General features: G+C 66.6%; 18 protein-coding genes and 1 tRNA gene. 16 read left to right on the top strand and 3 right to left on the bottom strand.

All coding sequences use genetic code 11. The features are described 5' to 3' along the window. The first annotated feature begins 106 nt into the window (after window positions 1–106). The 3 genes from ACTIMF_RS08665 (at window position 107) to ACTIMF_RS08655 (ending at window position 4133) form a co-directional block, all read left to right on the top strand. Complete coding sequence (locus ACTIMF_RS08665; RefSeq protein ID WP_442349879.1) at window positions 107–1399, top strand: metallophosphoesterase family protein; 1293 nt, start codon at window positions 107–109, stop codon at window positions 1397–1399. Continuing rightward, window positions 1396–3993, top strand: a complete 2598-nt coding sequence (locus tag ACTIMF_RS08660) for an AAA family ATPase (RefSeq protein WP_442349878.1) — start codon at window positions 1396–1398, stop codon at window positions 3991–3993. Before ACTIMF_RS08665 ends, ACTIMF_RS08660 begins: the two co-directional genes overlap by 4 nt. A 67-nt stretch (window positions 3994–4060) precedes the next feature. Next, a tRNA-Arg gene (locus ACTIMF_RS08655) sits at window positions 4061–4133 on the top strand. 304 nt (window positions 4134–4437) lie between these two features. Here the strand turns inward: ACTIMF_RS08655 and ACTIMF_RS08650 are convergent. Next, a complete protein-coding gene (locus ACTIMF_RS08650; protein WP_442349877.1) occupies window positions 4438–4743 on the bottom strand; it encodes a hypothetical protein in 306 nt (101 codons plus the stop codon). A 223-nt stretch (window positions 4744–4966) separates the two neighbouring features. Between ACTIMF_RS08650 and ACTIMF_RS08645 the strand changes: the two genes are divergently transcribed. From ACTIMF_RS08645 to ACTIMF_RS08625, 5 genes are read left to right on the top strand one after another with little or no spacing between them, the layout of a single operon-like run. Further along, complete coding sequence (locus ACTIMF_RS08645; protein WP_442349876.1) at window positions 4967–6007, top strand: NAD(P)/FAD-dependent oxidoreductase; 1041 nt, start codon at window positions 4967–4969, stop codon at window positions 6005–6007. After that, complete coding sequence (locus tag ACTIMF_RS08640; protein WP_442349875.1) at window positions 6004–6894, top strand: RNA polymerase sigma-70 factor; 891 nt, start codon at window positions 6004–6006, stop codon at window positions 6892–6894. Before ACTIMF_RS08645 ends, ACTIMF_RS08640 begins: the two co-directional genes overlap by 4 nt. 32 nt (window positions 6895–6926) lie before the next feature. Further along, on the top strand, window positions 6927–7757 hold the full coding sequence (locus ACTIMF_RS08635; RefSeq protein ID WP_442349874.1) for a shikimate 5-dehydrogenase: 831 nt from the start codon (window positions 6927–6929) through the stop codon (window positions 7755–7757). Window positions 7758–7762: 5 nt separating this feature from the next. Beyond that, window positions 7763–8149, top strand: a complete 387-nt coding sequence (locus ACTIMF_RS08630; protein ID WP_442349873.1) for a DUF1304 domain-containing protein — start codon at window positions 7763–7765, stop codon at window positions 8147–8149. Then, the gene (locus ACTIMF_RS08625) at window positions 8146–8844 is read left to right on the top strand and encodes a haloacid dehalogenase type II (RefSeq protein WP_442349872.1); all 699 of its coding nucleotides are present in this window, start codon (window positions 8146–8148) and stop codon (window positions 8842–8844) included. Before ACTIMF_RS08630 ends, ACTIMF_RS08625 begins: the two co-directional genes overlap by 4 nt. A gap of 22 nt (window positions 8845–8866) precedes the next feature. On the opposite strand, the gene ACTIMF_RS08620 is transcribed toward ACTIMF_RS08625, so the two are convergent. Further along, a complete protein-coding gene (locus ACTIMF_RS08620; RefSeq protein ID WP_442349871.1) occupies window positions 8867–9724 on the bottom strand; it encodes a ribokinase in 858 nt (285 codons plus the stop codon). Window positions 9725–9801: 77 nt separating this feature from the next. Between ACTIMF_RS08620 and argS the strand changes: the two genes are divergently transcribed. The 6 genes from argS to rho all read left to right on the top strand — a co-directional run bounded on the left by argS (window position 9802) and on the right by rho (window position 18480). Next, window positions 9802–11454, top strand: a complete 1653-nt coding sequence (gene argS / locus ACTIMF_RS08615) for an arginine--tRNA ligase (RefSeq protein ID WP_442349870.1) — start codon at window positions 9802–9804, stop codon at window positions 11452–11454. Continuing rightward, the gene (gene lysA / locus ACTIMF_RS08610) at window positions 11451–12872 is read left to right on the top strand and encodes a diaminopimelate decarboxylase (RefSeq protein ID WP_442349869.1); all 1422 of its coding nucleotides are present in this window, start codon (window positions 11451–11453) and stop codon (window positions 12870–12872) included. Before argS ends, lysA begins: the two co-directional genes overlap by 4 nt. Further along, on the top strand, window positions 12872–14182 hold the full coding sequence (locus ACTIMF_RS08605) for a homoserine dehydrogenase (RefSeq protein ID WP_442349868.1): 1311 nt from the start codon (window positions 12872–12874) through the stop codon (window positions 14180–14182). Before lysA ends, ACTIMF_RS08605 begins: the two co-directional genes overlap by 1 nt. Beyond that, window positions 14175–15260, top strand: coding sequence for a threonine synthase (thrC, locus tag ACTIMF_RS08600; protein WP_442349867.1), 1086 nt, complete (start codon window positions 14175–14177; stop codon window positions 15258–15260). The genes ACTIMF_RS08605 and thrC overlap by 8 nt, the downstream gene beginning before the upstream one ends. 5 nt (window positions 15261–15265) lie before the next feature. Then, a complete protein-coding gene (gene thrB, locus ACTIMF_RS08595) occupies window positions 15266–16234 on the top strand; it encodes a homoserine kinase (protein ID WP_442349866.1) in 969 nt (322 codons plus the stop codon). Between the two features lie 218 nt (window positions 16235–16452). Beyond that, window positions 16453–18480 (top strand): transcription termination factor Rho, encoded by a 2028-nt coding sequence (gene rho / locus ACTIMF_RS08590; protein ID WP_442349865.1) that lies wholly within the window; start codon window positions 16453–16455, stop codon window positions 18478–18480. A gap of 76 nt (window positions 18481–18556) precedes the next feature. Here rho and ACTIMF_RS08585 read toward each other — a convergent pair whose 3' ends face one another. Beyond that, window positions 18557–19738 carry a diflavin oxidoreductase gene (locus tag ACTIMF_RS08585; RefSeq protein WP_442349864.1) on the bottom strand — a complete coding sequence of 394 codons (1182 nt, stop codon included), beginning with the start codon at window positions 19736–19738 and terminating at the stop codon, window positions 18557–18559. A 167-nt stretch (window positions 19739–19905) separates the two neighbouring features. Here ACTIMF_RS08585 and rpmE point away from each other — a divergent pair, with 167 nt between their 5' ends. Both rpmE and ACTIMF_RS08575 read left to right on the top strand, forming a co-directional pair. Beyond that, complete coding sequence (rpmE, locus tag ACTIMF_RS08580; protein ID WP_442349863.1) at window positions 19906–20118, top strand: 50S ribosomal protein L31; 213 nt, start codon at window positions 19906–19908, stop codon at window positions 20116–20118. A 96-nt stretch (window positions 20119–20214) separates the two neighbouring features. Then, window positions 20215–21141: PCRF domain-containing protein (locus ACTIMF_RS08575; protein WP_442349862.1), on the top strand; the 927-nt coding region annotated here is incomplete at its 3' end.

Here is a 21141-nt window from a genome sequence, read left to right as displayed (position 1 = left end):
CCCCCCACCCGCGTGCCGGAGACCGGGATTGTCGTACCCGACTCGTACTATCGGTACGAGTTCGAAAAGGGCAGTTCGATTCCGTCCGGGAGCGAAGGGAGATGCGATGAGTGAGCCGTTGTTCGAGGCGGAGCCGCTCTCGCTGTTCGACCTGCAGTCGGTCCCAGAGACGCCGGACCGTCCCTCGCTGGTCGAGCCCGACGAGGCACCGGCCGGGTCCCCGGTCGTGGACCCGGAAGTCACGTTTCTGCATACGGCCGACTGGCAACTCGGTATGACTCGTCGGTTCCTGACGGGAGAGGCGCAGCACACGTACGCCGCCGCCCGCGACGCCGCCGTCGTGCGGATCGGCGAAGTCGCGTCCGAGTCGGGCGCGGAGTTCGTGGTGGTGTCCGGCGACGTCTTCGACGATCCGCGAGTCTCCACCCGGATCATCCGACGGACGCTCGACGCGTTGGCCGACTACCCGGTTCCGGTCTACCTCCTGCCGGGAAACCACGACCCGCTCGACGCCACGAGCGTCTATCGGTCCGCGGCGTTCGTCGATGCGTGTCCGGACAACGTCCACGTCCTCGACAAGCCGGGCGTGCTCCGGGTGCGCGACGGTGTCAGCATCGTCGCTGCTCCGTGGCATTCGAAACACCCGACGTCCGATCTGGTCGCCGATCAACTCGCCGGACTACCGCCGTCCGACGACATTCGAATCGTCGTCGGTCACGGCGGCATGGATTCGCTCAGTCCGAACCCAGATCCTTCGATCGTGCGTAGCGCGGGGCTCGACGCGGCGACCGCCGATCAGCTCGTCGACTACGTGGCGCTCGGCGACCGGCACTCGGTGACCTCAGTCGGCGAATCAGGTCGCGTCTGGTACTCGGGCGCTCCGGAGGTCACCGCGTTCGACAACGTCGAGTCCGAGCCAGGACATGTGTTGCAAGTGACGCTGAGTCGTGGCTCGCAGGCGTCGGTCGACGTGCGCAGGCACAAGGTGGGGCAGTGGTCGTTCCACACCCTGACCCAGGATATGAACGATGCCGCAGACGTGGAACGACTACGCACGGCGTTGGACGCGCTGTCGGACAAGCCCCGGACCGTCGTGCAACTTGCGCTGGTCGGCACCTTGACAGTGTCGGAGAACGTCGACCTCGACCGGCTGTTAGACGAGGCGTCCGACCGGTTCGCGGCCGTCAGACTCTGGGAGCGCAAGCACGATCTGACCGTCGTCTCCGATGCTGCGGACCTCGACGGTCTCGATCTGCAGGGGTACGCGGCGCAAGCTGCGGAAGAACTGCAGGAGCGAGCGGCGACTGTGTCCGGCGCCGACGACGTCGGGCATGACGCGGCGGCCGCCCGGTCGGCTCTGTCGTTGCTCTACCGACTCGCCGAACGCGCATCCCGATGAGGCTGCATCGGTTACGGGTCGCGGACTTCCGTGGGATCGCCGAGCGTGAGGTGGTGTTCGCCGACAGCGGTGTGACCGTCATCGAAGGCGAGAACGAGGCGGGTAAGTCGTCGATGGTCGAAGCACTCGACCTTCTCCTGACGACTCGGGCGAACAGCTCGAAGTCGCAGGTGCGTGCCGTTCAGCCTTCCGGGCGTGACGTGGGTAGTGAAGTCTTCGCCGAGATTAGTTGCGGCACCTTTCGTTTCGAGTATTTCAAGCGATTCAACAAGTCGCCGGAGACAGCGCTGACGATCCTCGAGCCAGCGCCGGAGCAACTGACCGGGAGACCCGCGCACGAGCGGGTAGAGCAGATCCTGGGAGCCTCGCTCGACAGCACGCTCTATCGGGCACTTCGACTGCTGCAATCGTCCGATCCCGAGTTGGGCGACCTGACGGACAGTTCGGCGTTATCGCGTGCGTTGGATCGGGCCGCGGGCGAGGTCGACGACGAGGCGGCCGACACTCCGCAGTCGCAGGACCTCGTGGCAGCGGTGACCAAGGAGTATCTGCGCTACTTCACCGCGGCGCAGGGGCGCCCGAGCGGCGAACTCCTGCAAGCGCGGAAAGCGGCGCAGGCTGCGGCGGCCGCGGTCGCCGAGCGCGAGCGTCTACTCGAGTCGGTTCAGGAGGCCGCCGACCGGCTTCCGGACGTTGGCCGGGCGATCGATGAGGCGGTCAACGCGGAGTCGCAGCAGCGGATCGAGGTGTCGACGCTGGCCGCGCAGGTGTCCGAAGCGGAGGCTGCAGGCGAGCGGCTGGCTACGGCAAGGGCCGTCGTCGCTCGCCACGAGACAGGTGTGCAGGCTGCTCGATCCGCGGTGCGTGAGCGGACTGACCTGCGGAACCGGCTCGGCCAGGCGGAGTCGGAGATCGCGGCGACGAGTACCGCAGTCCGGACCGCGCGAGAAGCCGCGACCGCGGCAGGCGAGGTAGCGGCGTCGATGGCCGAGCGGGTTGTCCTCGCACAGCGTGACCTGGACGACATACGCGCCCGGATCGAGGGTGCAGAAGCGGCTGAGCGGGTCGCGGCGGACCGACGACGTCTGGCTGAAATGGACGCGACGATCGCCGAAGTGATACGTCTGCGTGGGGAGGCCGATGACGCGCGGCGAGTTGCGAACGGTCTGCGCGCGACTTCTGAGGACGCTGCGCGCGCGACCGAACTCGATCGCGAGATCGCTGCTGCGACAGCGCGTTTGGAGTCAGGTGCGGCAACAGTTGTGGTCACTCGGTTCGCCGGCGACGTACAGGTCGACGGCACCGCCGTGAACAGTGAACAGACTTTGAGGGTCACCGCGGCCACGACGATCGAGTCGTCGTCGATACGTGTCGAGGTGACCCCCGGCGCGGACATGCAGGCGCTCGCCGACGACCTTGCGCGCCTGAATGCGCTCGGCGAGGAACTCGTCGCGCGGTGCGGCGTCGAGAGACTTGCCGAGGTGGCCGGAGCGGCAGCTCAGCGGACTGAATCACTGCGGGCGTCGGAGGAGGCAGAGCGTCGTCTGCAGCGGGAACTGTCTGGGCGTGACGCCGACGAGCTGGCGACCATCCGTGCCGAACTCGCTGCTCGCATCCCGGAGTGCGACGATTCGTTCGACGCGAGCCGCGAGGATCTTCTCCCGCTGCGGGCCACGGAGCGAGAGCTGACGGAGGCCGCCGCGAAGGCGCAGCGCGAGCATGATGCGCAGATCCATCGCGAGCAGGGGGAGCGAAACCGGGCGCAGGCGTGGGAGACGTCGGGGGAGAACGCCCGGGCCACAGCGGGTGTATTGCGTCAGCAGATCGCGGCCGCCGAAGACGGCGCGTCCGACGATGCGCTGGTGGCGGCTGTGACCTCGGCAGAGGACGAGTTGACGCAGGCGAAGTCGGCGGAAGCCAAGATGGCCGCCGAAGCGGCGCGTGTGGATGCGGCGGGCGTGCGCGCGAAGTGCGACGAGGCCGAGGCCGCACTCGATCGGACACGTGGGCGGTTGACTCAGCAGCGAAAGCTGCAGGCAGAGCTGTCCACCCGGATCGAAGTGTGTCGTAACGACGGGCGGCTCGACGAGTTGTCGGACGCCGTCGCCGAGAATGAGGCCGCTCAGGCCGCTCTCACGCGTGTCAGCGAGCGCGCGGAGGGCGCCCGCGTCCTTTACGAGACATTGCAGCGCAAGCGATCTGAGTCTCGCGCTCGCTATATCGATCCGTTTGCGCGACGTCTTGAGGAGCTCGCTGCACCGGTGTTCGGCGAGGGCGTGCGCTTCTCGGTCGGCGATGACTTCCAGATTGCCTCGCGCACTCTCGATGGCGTCACCGTGGACGTCACCGACCTCTCCGGGGGTGCACGGGAACAACTTGGGCTTCTCGCGCGGCTTGCGTGCGCATCCCTCGTCGACGAGACCGACGGCGTGCCCGTGATCCTCGACGACGCCCTCGGTTACACCGACCCGAAGCGGCTGGCGTCGATGTCGACGGTGATCGGCTCAACCGGGTCCGGTTCGCAGATCATCGTTCTGACCTGCACGCCCGACCGGTACCGCGGCGTGGACGACGCGACGCTGATCGCCGTCTGAGCTGCGCTCCGCGCCCCGGCGTTAGGAACACGAACCGCGGTGCGCTAATGTAGCTTTCGCTTGACCCGCCCCCCTAGCTCAGGGGATAGAGCGTCTGCCTCCGGAGCAGAAGGTCGTAGGTTCGAATCCTACGGGGGGCACAGTCCGACCAGCAGGTTTCCTCTGCTCAGGTTCTTTTGCCAGATTCGTGCCAAGCGGTGAGTCGTCCGAGACAAGATCAGCCACGGCAGTTGCCGCTCGAATTCTGCGGGCTGCGGTGGCTACATTGATTCTTGTGATGAAGTTCCTGCGCCGGCTGTTCGGGCGGCGACTCACCCCCGCACCGATCTGGTCGGCGCAGCAACCGGAGCCACCTCGATACGAAGCTCCGGCGACTCACTAAGAACCCCCAGACCCCTAGCAGCCGCAATGCGTATGCCCTACGCCTCCATGCGCTGACCGGTATCAGTCACGCGTCCATGTGATGTCGGCGCGTGACAGCCGTTCGCGACTAGTTCCTGGTGACGCTAGCTCGCCGACCTTGCGCGCGGCTGACCCGAACGCGGTCATCGACGTGGCCTCGAACTGGGGTGGAACGTCGAACTCAGCGGCGACTGCGTCACGGTCGAAGGCGCGAAACTGGTGTGCTGCGATGCCCAGCGCGAGGGCTTGGATCGTCATGTGGGCTACAGCTTGACCCAGGTCGTAGTGGGAGAACTCGGAATACTCCCAGTCCGGCGCATCCTCGATGCGAATCTGTGTGAGGTTCACGACGATCAGCTAGGCGTCGGGTGCCCAGACGGCCGAGCTTCGTGCGAGGTTGTTCGATGATGCGGGAGTGGATGCCGTCGCCACGCCGGGATGAACTGCCCAGTGTGACGCCGGTTCTTGCTGGGGTCTCAGCCGACGGGCGATCCGGTGGCAGTCTGTCACAGGATCGACTCGCCCGGTGTCCCATGAGTGCAAGGATGAGACACGGGCTAGGAGGATCACTATGAAGATCGTGGTTGCAGGAGCCGGATATGCGGGAGCTGTCGCGGCGAACCGATTGGCGCGCAAGATATCCGGCGCGGAGATTGCCGTTGTTAATCCGAGCTCTGAGTTCGTCGAACGCGTACGGCTGCACGAGCTGATCGCAGGTAGCGGCATCGCCACACGGCCGCTCCGAGAAGTCCTCGACGATCGGATCGAGTTGCGGATCGCGGCGATCGAGAAGGTCGGCGACGGGGCACTCACGTTGTTGGACGGGAAATCGCTGGAATACGACAAGCTCGTCTACGCGGTCGGCAGCTCGAATCGCGCACCGGAGGGGACGTACGCCGTCGGCGGCCTGGACACGGCGCGCGCAGCCCACGCGAAACTCGCCGACCTCGCTCCCGCTGCGACGGTCACGGTCGTAGGCGGGGGCCTCACTGGCCTCGAAGCGGCGTCCGAAGTCGCGACCGAACGATCCGACCTGACCGTCCGTATCGTCAGCGACGAATTCGGCGCCTCGCTCAGCAGCGGCGCGCGCACGCGGGCCCTCGAGGTGTTGCGTGGTCTCGGAGTCGATATCGTCACCGGCACGTGGTCGCCGGACGATTCCGCCGATCTGACGTTGTGGGCCGTCGCGGGACAGGCCGACACTCTCGCTGCGCGCAGCGGACTTGAGACCGACTCGGCGGGACGGGTGGCCGTCGACTCCTGCCTGCGCAGCACCAGCAATCCGAACGTGTACGCGATCGGCGACAGTGCCTCTGTCCCCGGTTCCCGGTTGAGTTGCCAGGCGGCCCTTCCGCAGGGTGCGGCAGCGGCGGACAATCTCGTGCGAGAACTCACAGGGAAGGCGGCGAAGCCGTTCTCGATGTCGTTCGTCGGACAGAACGTGTCGCTCGGCCGCTCGAACGCAGTGATCCAGAGCGCGCACCGCAACGACGTGCCCACCAGGATCTGGTTCGGCGGCAGACCCGGCGCGTTCTTCAAGGAACAGGTGTGCCGCGGCGCGCTCTGGTCGGCACGCACCGGAAACGCTCTGTGGGTTCGCGGCCCTAGATGACCGGCGAACAGCACACCGGGGAGCACGGCGACGACGAGTTCGTCGCGCATCGCGCACTGCTCTTCTCGATCGCCTACGAGATCCTCGGATCGGTCGCCGACGCCGAAGACACGGTGTCCGAGACGTGGATCCGGTGGCGCGGCGTCGACACGGCGACCGTCGACAACCCGCGCGCCTACCTCGCGCGGATCGTCACCCGACAGGCGTTGAACACGGCACGGTCGGCAGGTCGACGCCGCGAAGACTACGTTGGACCGTGGTTGCCCGAACCGTTGGAAGCGCCGGTGAACGACGGGCTCGACCACGTGCTTACGGGCGAAGCCGTCACCACGGCGATGCTTCTGGTACTCGAGTCGCTGACGCCGACCGAACGAGCGGTGTTCGTGCTCAGAGATGTCTTCGACTTCGACTATCGAGAGATCGCGACGGCCGTCGACAAGACGGAGGCCGCGGTCCGGCAGACCGCTCACCGTGCGCGGAACCACGTGCGGGCCAGGCGGTCGGCGGCAGTCGCCGAACCGACGCAGGCGCAGTCCGTCGCCGAGCGATTCCTCGCGACCGCACTCACCGGGGACGTCCAGGGACTCATGGACGTACTCGCACCCGGCGTCGTCTTCCTCGGTGACGGTGGGGGTGTCGTGTCCGCGGCACGCCGACCTGTCGAGGGCCCTGATCGGGTGGCGCGCACGTTGACCGGACTGCTTGCCAAGAGCGCGACGATGGGGGAGCTCGGCTTCCGTGCGACGGTCGTCAACGCGATGCCCGCGATCATCGTGTCCATCGACGGCGTCGTCGACAACGTCACGTGCATCGAGGTCATCGGTGGGCAGGTGACGGCGGTGTACACGGTTCGCAACCCGGAGAAGCTGACGCGGTTGACGGTGTGAGGCGCGCCGAGGTCGCCTCTACCCTGGAGTCCATGACTGCACCGCACGCGCGCGCACTCGATCGCGACACCGTCCTCTGCGTCTCGCTGGCTGCGCGACCGTCGAACATCGGTACCCGCTTCCACAACTACCTCTACAACGAGCTCGGGCTGAACTACGTGTATAAGGCGGTCGCGCCCACCGACCTCGAGGCCGCCGTTCAGGGGATCCGCGGTCTGCCGATCCGCGGTGCCGCCGTGTCGATGCCCTACAAGGAGGCCGTGCTCGACCTCGTCGACGTCGTCGAATCCTCGGCCGCCGCGATCGACTCGGTCAACACGATCGTGAACGACGACGGTGTGCTCCACGCGTACAACACCGACTACCAGGCGGTCGCCGATCTGCTCGCCGCGGCGAGTTTCGATAGGGGAGCGTCCGTGGCGGTCTCCGGAAGCGGCGGTATGGCGAAGGCCGTCGTCGCGGCCTTGCGCGACACCGGATTCACCGATGTCACGGTCGTCGCCCGCAACGTCGAGACCGGGCGGGCACTCGCCGACAAGTACGGGTTCGTGCACGTCACCGACCTCGGCGAGGTGCGGCCCGCCGTTCTGGTCAACGCGACTCCGGTCGGCATGGCAGGCGGGCCCGCAGAACACGATCTCCCGTTCGCGCAGGACGTCGTCGACGCAGCCACCGGGTGCCTCGACGTGGTCGCGATGCCATCGAGTACTCCGCTCGTCGAATCGATGCGCGCGCGAGGGGCCGAGGCGATCAGCGGTGACGCGGTGATCGCCGGCCAGGCTGCTGTCCAGTTCGCGCTCTACACCGGTGTCACGCCCACGCCCGAACAGGTCCGGGAAGCGTCCGAGTACTCGCTACAGTGACACTCATGCTTATCGCAGGCCTGGTCTTCGCAGGCATCGCAGCACTCGTCCACGTCTACATCTTCTATCTGGAATCGGTCGCGTGGACGACGCCGAAGGTCCGGGCCACGTTCGGGACCACTCCGGAGGCGGCCGAGGCCACGAAGCCGATGGCGTTCAACCAGGGGTTCTACAACCTGTTCCTGGCGATCTCGATCATCGTCGGGGTCGTGCTGGTCGCTGTCGACCAGCAAGCCGTCGGGGCGACGCTCGTACTCGTGGGCGCCTGCAGCATGGTCGCGGCGGGGATCGTCTTGATGGCGTCTGACCGGTCGAAGGCGCGGGCAGCGCTCACACAACTCGTGCCACCCGCCATTGGTGTAGTCCTCGTTGTGCTGGGAATTGTTCTGTGACAACAGATTCGCTGAAGGTCCTTGCCTTCGACACGTTCGGCACGGTGACCGATTGGCACACCGGCGTCAGCGGAGCACTGACGGCTGTCTTCCCCGATCTGGACGCGTCCGAACTCGCACGCGAGTGGCGCCGCCGCTATCAGCCGGCGATGGCAGAGGTCGAAACAGGCGACCGGCCGTGGACCCTGCTCGACGATCTGCAACGCGAGACGTTGACCGACGTCTTGTCGCAGGTACACGGCATGGTCGCGACCGACGACCAACTCGACGAAGCCGTCCACGCGTGGCACGTGATCCCGGCGTGGCCGGACGTGTCGGCTGGATTGCATCGCTTGAAGCGCAAGTACACGATCTGTGCGCTGAGCAACGGGAACGTGGCGCTCCTCAACGAGATGGCGAAGGCGTCCGATCTTCCGTGGGATGTCATCGGTGGGTCCGACCTGTGGCGCCACTACAAGCCCGCCCGTGAGACGTACCTCGGGCTCGTCGATCTACTGCAGGTGAGGCCCGACGAAGTGATGATGGTCGCCACGCACTCCACCGACCTGGACGCGGCCCGCGGTTTCGGACTGCAGACCGCCTACGTGGAGCGGCCCGATGAATGGGGGCCGGGGACCAAGACAGCGGAACGCAGCGAGTTCAACGCGTTCAATGTGAGTGGAATCGACGAGTTGGCGACCGCGCTCGGGTGTTGAGGCCGGTCGGCTCACTCCACCGTTAGGGGGCGAGCAAGGCGTCGATCTCGTCGGCGGTCGGTGCGGATGCGGCTCCCGCGACGGTGGTCGCGAAAGCTCCCGCGCCGTTCGCCCGGGCGAGACGTCCGGCAGGCGGCAGGAGCCACGACGCGGCGAGCGCTCCGGTGAACGCGTCGCCCGCGCCGGTCGTGTCGACGACGTCGACTCGAAGCCCGTCGACGCGTACGTCGCCGAACGGTCCGCGCATCCGTGCGCCGTCGGCCCCCAACGTGGTGACGATCGTCGGTACATGGACCCGAAGCGATGCCAGTTCGTCGGCCTCGGACTGATTGACCACCGCGACGTCGACCATCGACCACAGTTCAGCCGGCAGATCGCGGACCGGCGACGGATTCAACATCACCGTCCTGCCTGCGCGATGTGCGGTGCGAGCGGCGTCGAGGACCACGGGAATCGGGACCTCCAACTGCAGAAGTAGGACGTCGGCGTCGGCGATCGCCCGACGGTCGTCATCGGCGAGCGACAGCGCGGCATTCGCTCCCGGGATCACGACGATCGTGTTCTCTCCGCGACCGTCGACGGTGATCACCGCGGTACCGGTCGGTCCAGGCACCGTCGTCACCCGGAGCCGGACGTCGCTCAACGATGCGAGGACGCGCTCGGCGGCGGGGTCGTCGCCGACCGCGCCGATGAACGTGGTCGACGCGCCTGCGCGCGCCGCCGCACGAGCCTGGTTCGCGCCCTTACCGCCCTGGCCGTATGAGATCGTGGCACCGGAGACGGTCTCGCCTGGTTCGGGAAACCGCTGGCACGAAGCGACCACGTCCGAGTTGATGGAGCCGACGACCGTGACGGAGGTTGTGCGGGTGACGGAGGCCATGAGGGTGACTCTAGGTGGTCGGTGGGCGGCGAGTCCGGGGGACCGGGACAGCAGATCGCCCGATAGGATAGGGACCCGTGACTCCCACCGAACTCGCCAGTCTGCTGCGCGCTGCAACGCAGAAGGTCTTCCGAACCCATGACCTGGACGTCGACGTCATTCCCGAGACGGTGGTCGTCGAGCGCCCGCGCAGTCCCGAACACGGCGACTACGCCACCAACATCGCCCTTCAACTCGGCAAACGAGCCGGGGTCAACCCACGTGAACTGGCGACGTGGCTGGCCGACGAGTTCGCCGCAGAGGCGGGCATCGACTCCGCCGAGATCGCAGGCCCCGGCTTCGTCAACTTGCGTCTGGCCGCCGCCGCACAGAATCAGACCGTCGCAACCGTCCTCGCCGAGCGTGCGGAGTACGGCCGCGGCGACGAACTGAGCGCACTGAACGTCAACCTCGAGTTCGTGTCCGCGAACCCGACCGGACCCATCCACCTCGGTGGAACACGTTGGGCCGCAGTCGGAGACGCACTCGGCCGGGTCCTGGCGGCCCGCGGCGCGACGGTCACCCGCGAGTACTACTTCAACGATCACGGCGAACAGATCAACCGGTTCGCCCGGTCGCTGCTCGCGGCGGCGCTCGGCCAGGACGCGCCCGAGGACGGGTACGCGGGCGAGTACATCAAGGAGATCGCCGAGACCGTCGTCGGCGAGAACCCCGGTGTGCTCGAGCTTCCCGAGGACGAGCGGCTCGAGACGTTCCGTGCCGACGGCGTCGAGCTGATGTTCGCGCACATCAAGCGAACGCTCGCCGAGTTCGGCACCGTCTTCGACGTCTACACCCACGAGAACTCGATGTTCGAGCGCGGCCTCGTCGACGAATCGATCGTTCAGCTCAAGGCGAGCGACAATCTGTACCAGGCCGACGGCGCATGGTGGCTGCGGTCCACCAACTACGGCGACGACAAAGACCGTGTGGTCCTCAAGAGCGACGGCAACGCCGCCTATATCGCGGGCGACATCGCCTACCTCAAGGACAAGCATGATCGTGGTGCCAACCACCTGATCTACATGCTGGGCGCCGACCACCACGGCTACGTCGTGCGCCTCAAGGCCGCAGCTGCCGCACTCGGCTACGACGCCGACTCGGTCGAGGTCCTCATCGGCCAGATGGTGAACCTCGTCAAGGACGGCAAGCCGGTGCGCATGAGCAAGCGCGCGGGCACCGTGATCACGCTCGACGACCTCGTCGAAGCCGTCGGCGTCGACGCCGCCCGCTACGCGTTGATCCGGTCGTCGATCGACGTCAACATCGACATCGACCTCGACCTGCTGCGTAAGCAGTCATCCGATAATCCGGTGTACTACGTCCAGTACGCGCACGCCCGACTGTCGGCGCTCGCGCGCAGTGCCGCCGAACTGGGGCTCGCGCCGTCCACCGAACACCTCGAACTGCTCGACGACGAGTCCGAAGGCGACCTGGTCCGCACCATCGGCGACTACACGGAGGTCGTCGCGACCGCAGCCACGCTCCGCGAGCCGCACCGGGTGAGCCGATACCTGGAGTCGCTGGCAGGGGCTTACCACCGCTTCTACTCGCGGTGTCGCGTCCTCCCGCAGGGCGACGACGATCCCACCGACGTTCACACGGCGCGCCTCGCGTTGTGTGCGGCGACCCGTCAAGTGCTGGCCAACGGTCTCGACCTGGTCGGCGTGAGTGCTCCGGAGCGTATGTGATGGCACATCCCGCAGGTCCGCGCCACGCAGACATCCTCGCCGCACCGCACCTCGCGGAGCGTCCCAACTCGCCCGCGGAACTCGCTGAGATCCCAGCGAACGTGTATCCGCGCGGGGCAGGCCGCACCGCCGACGGTGCGGTCACCATCGGCGGCATCGCCGTCGACGAACTCGCGGACACCTACGGCACTCCGCTGTTCGTATACGACGAGGCAGATTTCCGCTCGCGCTGCGCTGACATGCAGTCGGCGTTCGGTCCGCACGGTCGTGTGCATTACGCCTCGAAGGCGTTCCTGTCGCTCGAGGTCGCGCGCTGGGTGCAGACCGAGGGACTCTCGCTGGACGTGTGCACGGGCGGTGAGCTCGCGATCGCGTTGCGCGCGGGGTTCCCGGCCGAGCGGATCGCGTTGCACGGCAACAACAAGAGCGCATCCGAGCTTGACTTCGCACTCGAGTCGGAGATCGGCCACATCGTCGTCGACTCGATGATCGAGATCGAACGCCTCGACCGTCTGGCCGGTGCGCGCGGAGTCGTCGCCGACGTGCTCATCCGGGTGACACCTGGCGTAGAAGCGCACACCCACGAGTTCATCTCCACCGCGCACGAGGACCAGAAGTTCGGGTTCGCGCTGGTCGGCGGCAAGGCGATGAACGCTGTTCGAGCGGTCTTCGGCTCCGACAACCTGCGTCTCGTCGGTCTGCACAGCCACATCGGCTCGCAGATCTTCGAGATCGACGGCTTCGAACTCGCTGCGCACCGGGTCCTCGGCCTGCTCGCGGACGTCGTCGCCGAGTTCGGAGTCGAGAAGACCAAGCAGATCGAGGTCCTCGACCTCGGCGGCGGTCTGGGGATCTCATACATCCCGTCCGAGGATCCACCGCTGGTGGCAGACCTCGCCGCGTCGATCGTCGACATCGTGCGGCGTGAGTCCGAACGGCTCGGCCTGCCGATGCCGTTGATCGCCGTCGAACCGGGTCGAGCTATCGCAGGTCCGGCAGGTGTCACCGTCTACCGAGTCGGCACCATCAAGGACGTTCAGCTCGACGGTGCCGCGACGCGTCGCTACGTGTCGGTTGACGGCGGGATGAGCGACAACATCCGCACAGTCCTCTACGACGCCGAATACGATGTGCGGCTTGCCAATAGAGTGTCGGATGCGCAGGCTGTCGTATGTCGAGTGGTGGGAAAGCACTGCGAGTCCGGGGACATCGTCGTTCGCGACTGCTGGCTTCCAGCCGACCTGACACCGGGCGACCTCCTGGTGGTGGGCGCAACCGGTGCATACTGCTATTCGATGTCGAGTCGGTACAACATGGCACCGCGCCCCGCGGTCGCCGCCGTGCACGACGGCGCGTCGCGGCTCATGCTGCGGCGCGAGACCGTGGAAGATTTCTTGAGCTTGGAGGTCCAGCCCTGATGGCCGCAACGTCACGTCGCCCGATCGGTGTCGCCGTCCTCGGGATGGGCAACGTCGGGACCGAGGTCGTACGCAATCTCAACGACAAAGCCGCCGACCTACAGGCGCGCGTCGGCGCACCCGTGGAACTGCGCGGCGTCGCCGTTCGCGATCTGGCGCGTCCGCGCGGAGCCGTCGACTCGGCGGTCCTCACCGACGACGCCGAGGCGCTCGTCGTCCGCGACGACATCGATGTGGTCGTCGAACTGATCGGTGGCATCGAACCGCCTCGCACCCTGATCCGCACCGCGCTGCAGGCCGGAAAGTCGGTGATCACGGCCAATAAGGCGTTGATGGCCGTGCACTCGGGTGAACTCTCCGAAGCCGCTGCCGCCAGCAATGTCGACCTCTACTTCGAAGCCGCCGTCGCGGGCGCTATCCCGGTGATCCGGCCGCTCACGCAGTCGTTGGCAGGCGATTCGGTGAACCGTGTAGCCGGCATCGTCAACGGTACGACCAACTACATCCTCTCGGAGATGGACGAGACCGGGGCCGCCTACGAGGACGTCCTCGCCGAGGCCGTGCGGCTGGGTTACGCCGAAGCCGACCCGACCGCCGATGTCGAAGGCCATGACGCGGCGGCGAAGGCCGCGATCCTCGCGTCGATCGCGTTCCACTCGCGAGTCACCGCGAACGACGTCTACTGCGAGGGGATTAGCGCGATCACCGCAGATGACCTCGTCGCTGCGAAGAAGTTCGACTGCACTGTGAAACTGCTGTCGATCTGTGAGCGCATCGAAGCCGACGGCGTCGAGAAGATCTCGGCCCGCGTCTACCCGGCACTCATCCCATTCGAGCACCCGCTCGCCACTGTCAACGGTGCGTTCAACGCCGTCGTCGTCGAAGCCGAAGACGCCGGACGTCTGATGTTCTACGGGCAGGGGGCAGGCGGTGCGCCGACCGCGTCCGCCGTCCTCGGTGACCTCGTGATGGCCGCACGCAACCGCGTCAACGGCGGCCGCGGACCGTTGGAGTCGACGTACGCGTCGTTGCCGATCGCGCCGATCGACGACGTCCAGACCCGCTACTACGTGTCGATGAACGTCGCTGACAAAGCAGGCGTCCTCGAACAGGTCGCTGCCGAGTTCGCCAAGCGCTCGGTGTCTATCGCCGCCGTCCGACAGGAGGGTGCTGGCGAGTCCGCGCGCCTGATCGTCGTCACCCATCGCGCCTCCGATCGAGACCAGTCGGAGACCGTCGCCGCTATTGAGAAGATGGACTCCGTCATCAAGGTGTCCAGCGTGCTCCGACTGGAGGGAACCAATGACTGACTCCGCTCACAAGCCCGTCCACCATGGCTGGCCGGGCCTGATCGAGGCCTACCGCGATCGCCTGCCCGTGGGCGACGACTGGAAGGTCGTCACGCTTCACGAGGGTGCGACGCCCCTGATCGCAGCGCCGGTCCTGTCGGAGATCACCGGCTGTGAGGTGTACCTGAAGGTCGAAGGCCTCAATCCGACGGGCTCGTTCAAGGACCGCGGGATGACGATGGCCGTCACCAATGCCGTCAACAACGGCAAGAAGGCCGTCCTGTGCGCGTCGACGGGGAACACCTCGGCATCGGCGGCGGCGTACGCGACCCGAGCGGGTATGACCTGCGCCGTCCTGATCCCCCAAGGCAAGATCGCGATGGGCAAACTCGCCCAGGCCGTCATGCACGGCGCTCAAGTCGTCCAGGTACAGGGCAACTTCGACGACTGCCTCGAGCTGGCGCGCAAAGTGACTGCCGAGTTCACCGAGATCGAGCTCGTGAACTCGGTGAACCCGGCCCGGATCGAGGGACAGAAGACGGCGTCGTTCGAGATCGTCGATGTGCTCGGGAAGGCTCCCGACGTCCACGCACTGCCGGTCGGCAACGCCGGCAACATCACGGCGTACTGGAAGGGCTACCGCGAATACCACGCCGACGGCATCACCGCGACGCTGCCACGCATGCTCGGTGTGCAGGCCGCCGGCGCTGCACCCCTGGTCAACGGGGCTCCGGTGTCCGATCCCGAGACCGTCGCGACCGCGATCCGCATCGGCTCGCCCGCCAGCTGGAACCAGGCCGTCGCCGCCAAGGACGAGTCGAACGGCCAGTTCCGCGCGGCCACCGATGAGAAGATCCTCGAGGCGTACCGCCTCGTCGCGGGCCGCGAAGGCGTGTTCGTCGAGCCCGCATCCGCGGCGAGCGTCGCAGGCCTGCTCGCCGCCCACGAGGACGGTTGGATCGAACCGGGCTCGACTGTCGTGTGCACGGTGACCGGCAACGGACTCAAGGACCCGGACACCGCGTTGCTCGAGATGGAAGAGGTCGACGCGATCCCGGTCGACCCGGTAGCGGTGGCGCGCGCACTGGGCGTCAGCTGACGAGTATGGGGAACGTTGTGAGTGCTGCGTCGTCAGTCGGAGCTCCGAACGCGGAGATCGTCCTCGCTGAGGGGACCACAGTCCGCGTTCGAGTCCCGGCGTCGAGCGCGAACCTGGGCCCGGGCTTCGACTGTCTCGGGCTGGCGCTGGGCATGTACGACGAGGTCGAGGTGACGGTCACTTCTTCGGACGTCGTCGTCGCCGTCGAAGGCGAAGCGGCGGGTGCCGTCCCGACCGACGAGAGTCACCTGGTTGCGCGCGCGGTGATCCGTGGACTCGAGTACGCCGGCGTCGCGGCACCCGGCGTGGCTCTGCGTTGCGTCAACAGGATCCCGCATTCACGTGGCCTCGGTTCGTCGGCGGCCGCGGTGGTCGGCGGTCTCGCCGGAGCATCGGCGCTCCTCGTCGCCGACGGTCGCCGCGCTGCGCTCACCGAGAGCGAACTGGTCCAGATGTCCAGTGAGTTCGAAGGCCACCCGGATAATGCCGCGGCGTCGGTCTTGGGATCCGGGGTCGTCACATGGACACGCGACGGCGGCGACGGAGAGTTCTTCGCGCGCCGCCTCGAACTGCACGCTGATATCCGGGCGACGTCGTTCATCCCGCAGACGCGGTCGTCGACGACGCTCACTCGGGGGCTGCTTCCCGACGCCGTTCCGCGTGCGGACGCGGTGTTCAATCTCAGTCGTGCCGCATTGGGCATCGTCGCGTTGACGAGTGATCCGACTTGTCTGTTCGACGCGACGACCGACCGGCTACACCAGCCGTATCGCGCCGAAGCGATGCCGGCGACGAACGGCCTGATGGAGGCATTGCGCGAACGTGGGCACGCCGCGACCGTGTCGGGTGCCGGCCCTTCCGTACTCGTCTTGGGCACCACAGCCCTCGGTGACGACGAGTCCAGGCTGGCCAGCGAGTTCGGCTTCGAAATGGTGTCGCTTCCGATCGCGGGCGGCGTGAAAATAGTCGGCTAGCCGACTCGGGCATCCGCCCTTTCGTGCCCGCCGTGCTACCCGGTGGTACGCTGGAATCGCTCCGCCGTGAAGGCCACGATCTAGTGCCTTTATTCTCCCGGCCGCTAAGGACCTCTTCCGACGTCGGTCGCCTTCGGCGAAGTGATGAGATGACATGCTCCCCGCTCGCTCATGAGCGGACGCCCCGGCCTCTGGCGTCGGGGAACGAAAGGAATTCCGTGACCGAAACGGACCTGCAGACCTCCAAGCGTGCTCGGACCGGGTTGTCGGCGATGCTGCTCCCCGAACTCCGCTCGCTCGCGGGTGAGCTGGGTATCAAGGGCACGTCGGGCATGCGCAAGGGCGACCTGATCGACGTGATCAGGACTCACCAGCAGGGTGGGGGACCCCAGAGCGCTCCGGCGGCCAAGCGAAAAGCAGCACCAGTGAAGGATGCCGGCGATCCGCGAGCCGACACCGCTGAGACACCTGCGCGGAGATCTGCTCCGGCAGAGGCCCCGGCTGCGAAGACGGGCCAGGCGAACGCCGAGGCGCCGAGTGCAGCGACTCAAGTGGTCGTGCCCCAGCCTGCCAGACCCACCGACGCCCCGAAGGCGCGCGACGCCGCAGACGGCAATGACAAGTCCGGCCCGGACAACGACGGTGACCAGCAGCGCGCCAACCGCGACCGGAATCGAAACCGCAATCGCGGCGATCGAGACCGCGGTCAGAACTCGGGCGGTCAGAACTCGGGCAACGATAACGGCGGCAACGAGAACGCCAACAAGCACAACAACGGCGAAGCCAAGCACGCCGATCGCGGCGGCAAACAGGGCCCCGAAAAGAACAACCCCGACAAGAACAACGGGGACAAGAACAACGGGGACAAGTCTCAGGGCGACCGCAATCAGCGCCAGGGCAATCAGAACCAGGGCAATCAGAACCAGGGCAATCAGAACCAGGGCGGGCGCAACAACCAGAACAACAACAACGACGACGATGACATGGACGGCAACGGCCGTCGGCGGGGTCGTCGCTTCCGCGAGCGTCGTCGCGGGCGTGACCGTGGACCCGACGGCGGCGGCGAGCCGCAGGTCAACGAGGGCGACACGATCGCCCCGGTTGCAGGCATCCTCGACGTCCTCGACAACTACGCGTTCGTCCGCACGTCGGGCTACCTGGCCGGGTCGAATGACGTCTATGTGTCGATGAACCTGGTCCGCCGCAACGGATTGCGTCGCGGCGACGCCATCACCGGTGCGGTGAAGGTACCGCGTGAAGGCGAGGGCCAAGGCGGTCAGGGAAACCAGCGCCAGAAGTTCAATCCGCTGGTCCGCCTGGACACCGTCAACGGCTCCGACGTGGAGGCCGCGCGCAAGCGTCCGGACTTCAACAAGTTGACGCCGCTCTACCCGAACCAGCGTCTGCGTCTGGAGACGACGCAAGACCGCCTGTCGACGCGCGTGATCGACCTGATCATGCCGATCGGTAAGGGGCAGCGTGCCCTCATCGTCTCGCCGCCGAAGGCCGGTAAGACGACGATCCTGCAGGACATCGCCAACGCGATCTCGACCAACAACCCGGAATGCCACCTCATGGTGGTGCTCGTCGACGAGCGTCCGGAAGAAGTCACCGACATGCAGCGGTCGGTGAAGGGCGAGGTCATCGCCTCGACCTTCGACCGCCCGCCGTCAGATCACACCAGCGTCGCTGAACTCGCCATCGAGCGGGCCAAGCGTCTGGTGGAGAGCGGACAAGACGTCGTCGTCCTGCTCGACTCGATCACCCGCCTCGGCCGCGCGTACAACAACGCGTCGCCTGCATCGGGCCGCATCCTGTCCGGCGGTGTCGACTCGACGGCGCTGTACCCGCCGAAGCGCTTCCTCGGCGCAGCGCGCAACATCGAGAACGGCGGTTCGCTCACCATCATCGCGTCGGCCCTGGTGGAAACCGGTTCGACCGGTGACACCGTGATCTTCGAGGAGTTCAAGGGCACCGGCAACGCCGAGCTCAAGCTCGACCGCAAGATCTCCGAACGACGTGTGTTCCCGGCGGTCGACCTCAACCTGTCGAGTACGCGTAAAGACGAGCTGCTGCTCTCGCCCGACGAGTTCGCCATCGTGCACAAACTGCGTCGCCTGCTGTCGGGTCTCGACTCGCAGGCCGCGATCGACCTGCTCATCTCACAGCTCAAGAAGACGGGCAGCAACGTCGAATTCCTGATGCAGGTGAGCAAGAACGCTCCAGGAGTCATGAAGGAGGACTAGTCCGCTCGACGGAGCAGCCCTCCTCGACCAGCAGCCTCTTCTCGACCAGCAGGTAGGCCGCTGCCCGCGCGACCCGTCAGTAGACGTCGCGTAGGTAGCGGCCTTCGCTGCGTAGACGCTCCAATGTGGCGCGGGCGGCGTCCTCGTCGACGTCGCCGTATTCGACGATGATCGACGCGAGGGCGTCCTCCACGTCACCGGCCATGCGATCGGCGTCGCCGCACACATAGACGACGGCTCCGTCACGTAGCCATGTATAGAGCTCCTCGCCGTGCCCGCCCATTAGATGACTGACGTACTCCTTGTGCTCCTGTTCGCGGGAGAAGGCGACGTCGAGGCGGTCGAGGCTGCCGTTGGCATGCAAGTCGAGCAACTCGTCGCGGTAGAGGAAGTCGTGGTCGCGGTTGCGGGCCCCGTGGAACAACCAGTTGCGTCCGGAGCCGTTGCTGCCCGCACGTTCGTGGACGAAGGCGCGGAACGGTGCGATGCCGGTGCCGGGGCCGATCATGATGATGTCGGTGTCGGGCTCGGGGAGTCGGAACGACTTGTTCGGCGTCACATAGATGCCGACGGTGTCGCCCGGGGCGACCCGGTCGGCGAGATACGCCGACGCAGCGCCGTGCCGATCCCGTCCGTCCCCCCACTCCTCGGAGGCGAAGTGACGAACAGTGGCCGGCGTGAGGTGCAGAGTGCCCTCGTGGACGGTCGGCGAGGACGAGATCGAGTAGGTCCGCGCAGTGAGGGGCTTGAGCTCTGCGAGGAAGGCCTCTGGTGTCGGATGCCATTCGTCGTCGAGGTTGAGCAGGTCTAAGACGTCGCGTCCGCGGGCCCACGCGTCGAGAGCTGCGCGCTCACCTGCCAGCATGGCGCTGACTTCGGTGTTGCCGCGAGCGTTGGCGAGATGATCGAGCAGGTATGGGGAGACCGACGTGATCTCGAAGCCGTGCGTGAGCGCCTGGACGAGGGTGCGTTCGCCCTTGCGATCGGTGATGACGGTGTCGCCGGGTACCCCGAGACGGTCGATGATCGCGCCGACGAGCGCGGGCTCGTTTGCAGGTGTCACGTTCACCGCATCGCCCGGCACGTACTCGAGACCCGATCCTTCGATGTCCAGAACGAGGTGGCGCACCTCCTTGGTGCTCTCGGGCGCGGTCAGAAGCGAGTTCTCGATGACGGTCGCCGGAAACGGGTTTCGTCGTGACCAGCGGGGACGCTTCGCTGCGCGGGCCGGTTTGTCGGTCGAGGTGCCTTCGGTCATGACATCTAGGTTAGGCCTGCCATACTCACACGACGAAACCTGGCGGCAACGGTGCGGATTCGTCGTAACCACACCAGTTATGGAATAATCGATCGGTCAGTCCGGTTCCGGTTCACACCGAAGCATTTCGCCCGGTGACCCGGCGACCACTTTTGAAAGGGACGAGAATGAAGCAGGGAATCCACCCCGATTACGAGGTGACTGTCGTCAACTGTGGTTGCGGCAACGAGTTCACCACCCGCAGCAGCGCCAAGGGCGGCCACATCACGGTGGAAGTCTGCTCGCAGTGCCACCCGTTCTACACCGGCAAGCAGAAGATCCTCGACACCGGTGGTCGTGTGGCTCGCTTCGAGAAGCGTTACGGCAAGCGCGCCAAGTAGCTCGCCTTCGACGCCCGGCTCGAGATCGTTCGCGATCTCAGGTCGGGCGTCGTTCGTTTTCCGCCACAGAACATCCAGATGGGGAGTGACCGACAGGTGAGCACGCAGGGACCGTCCGCGATCGACGACATCCTCGCCGAGCACGCAGGACTCGAGCAGCAACTGTCCGACCCCGCGCTGCACGACGACCCAGCCCACGCTCGTCGTGTCGGCAAGCGGTTCGCCGAGCTGGCCCCCGTGATGGCCGCTCACACCAAGCTCACCGCGGTGCGCGAGGACCTGGCCGCCGCCCGCGAGCTCGCCGAAGCCGAGCCCGAATTCGCCGAGGAGATTCCCGCGCTTGAGGCCAGCGAAGCCGAACTCGACGCGCTGTTGACCGATCTCCTGGCGCCTCGAGACCCCCACGACTCCGACGACGTCGTGCTGGAGGTCAAGTCCGGAGCGGGCGGCGAGGAGTCGGCGCTGTTCGCGTCCGACCTCGTCCGCATGTACCTCAAGTACTGCGAACGTCAGGGCTGGAAGGCGACCGTTCTCGGTGTCACCGAATCCGACCTCGGCGGCTACAAGGAGGCGACACTCGCGGTCAAAGCTCGTGAGTCCGTGCGCGACGGCGTCTGGTCCAAGCTCAAGTTCGAGGGCGGTGTCCACCGTGTTCAGCGGGTCCCGGTCACCGAGTCGCAAGGACGCATCCACACGTCGGCTGCCGGCGTGCTCGTGTATCCGGAGCCGGATGAGGTGGAGCAGATCCATATCGACGAGTCGGATCTGCGCGTCGACGTGTACCGCAGCTCGGGCAAGGGCGGTCAGGGCGTCAACACGACCGACTCGGCGGTTCGCCTCACCCACCTGCCGACCGGCATCGTGGTGACCTGTCAGAACGAGCGATCCCAGTTGCAGAACAAGGCTCGCGCCATGCAGGTCCTGGCGGCCCGGCTGCAGGCCGCTGCCGAGGAGGAAGCCGCTGCCGAGGCGGCGGCAGGGCGTGCGGCACAGATCCGCACCGTCGACCGCTCCGAGCGCATC

This window comes from Gordonia sp. (in: high G+C Gram-positive bacteria) (assembly GCF_052106715.1).
In the GTDB taxonomy this organism is placed as follows: domain Bacteria; phylum Actinomycetota; class Actinomycetes; order Mycobacteriales; family Mycobacteriaceae; genus Gordonia.
This window is presented reverse-complemented; position numbering and strand designations above follow the sequence as displayed.

Bases quoted from the DNA above. Each gene is read 5' to 3' on its own strand.
- ACTIMF_RS08665 (WP_442349879.1), top strand. From the start codon at position 107: ATGAGTGAGCCGTTGTTCGAGGCGGAGCCGCTCTCGCTGTTCGACCTG.
- ACTIMF_RS08660 (WP_442349878.1), top strand. From the start codon at position 1,396: ATGAGGCTGCATCGGTTACGGGTCGCGGACTTCCGTGGGATCGCCGAG.
- ACTIMF_RS08645 (WP_442349876.1), top strand. From the start codon at position 4,967: ATGAAGATCGTGGTTGCAGGAGCCGGATATGCGGGAGCTGTCGCGGCG.
- ACTIMF_RS08640 (WP_442349875.1), top strand. From the start codon at position 6,004: ATGACCGGCGAACAGCACACCGGGGAGCACGGCGACGACGAGTTCGTC.
- ACTIMF_RS08635 (WP_442349874.1), top strand. From the start codon at position 6,927: ATGACTGCACCGCACGCGCGCGCACTCGATCGCGACACCGTCCTCTGC.
- ACTIMF_RS08630 (WP_442349873.1), top strand. From the start codon at position 7,763: ATGCTTATCGCAGGCCTGGTCTTCGCAGGCATCGCAGCACTCGTCCAC.
- ACTIMF_RS08620 (WP_442349871.1), bottom strand. From the start codon at position 9,724: ATGGCCTCCGTCACCCGCACAACCTCCGTCACGGTCGTCGGCTCCATC.
- ACTIMF_RS08605 (WP_442349868.1), top strand. From the start codon at position 12,872: ATGGCCGCAACGTCACGTCGCCCGATCGGTGTCGCCGTCCTCGGGATG.
- thrC (WP_442349867.1), top strand. From the start codon at position 14,175: ATGACTGACTCCGCTCACAAGCCCGTCCACCATGGCTGGCCGGGCCTG.
- thrB (WP_442349866.1), top strand. From the start codon at position 15,266: ATGGGGAACGTTGTGAGTGCTGCGTCGTCAGTCGGAGCTCCGAACGCG.
- ACTIMF_RS08585 (WP_442349864.1), bottom strand. From the start codon at position 19,738: ATGACCGAAGGCACCTCGACCGACAAACCGGCCCGCGCAGCGAAGCGT.
- rpmE (WP_442349863.1), top strand. From the start codon at position 19,906: ATGAAGCAGGGAATCCACCCCGATTACGAGGTGACTGTCGTCAACTGT.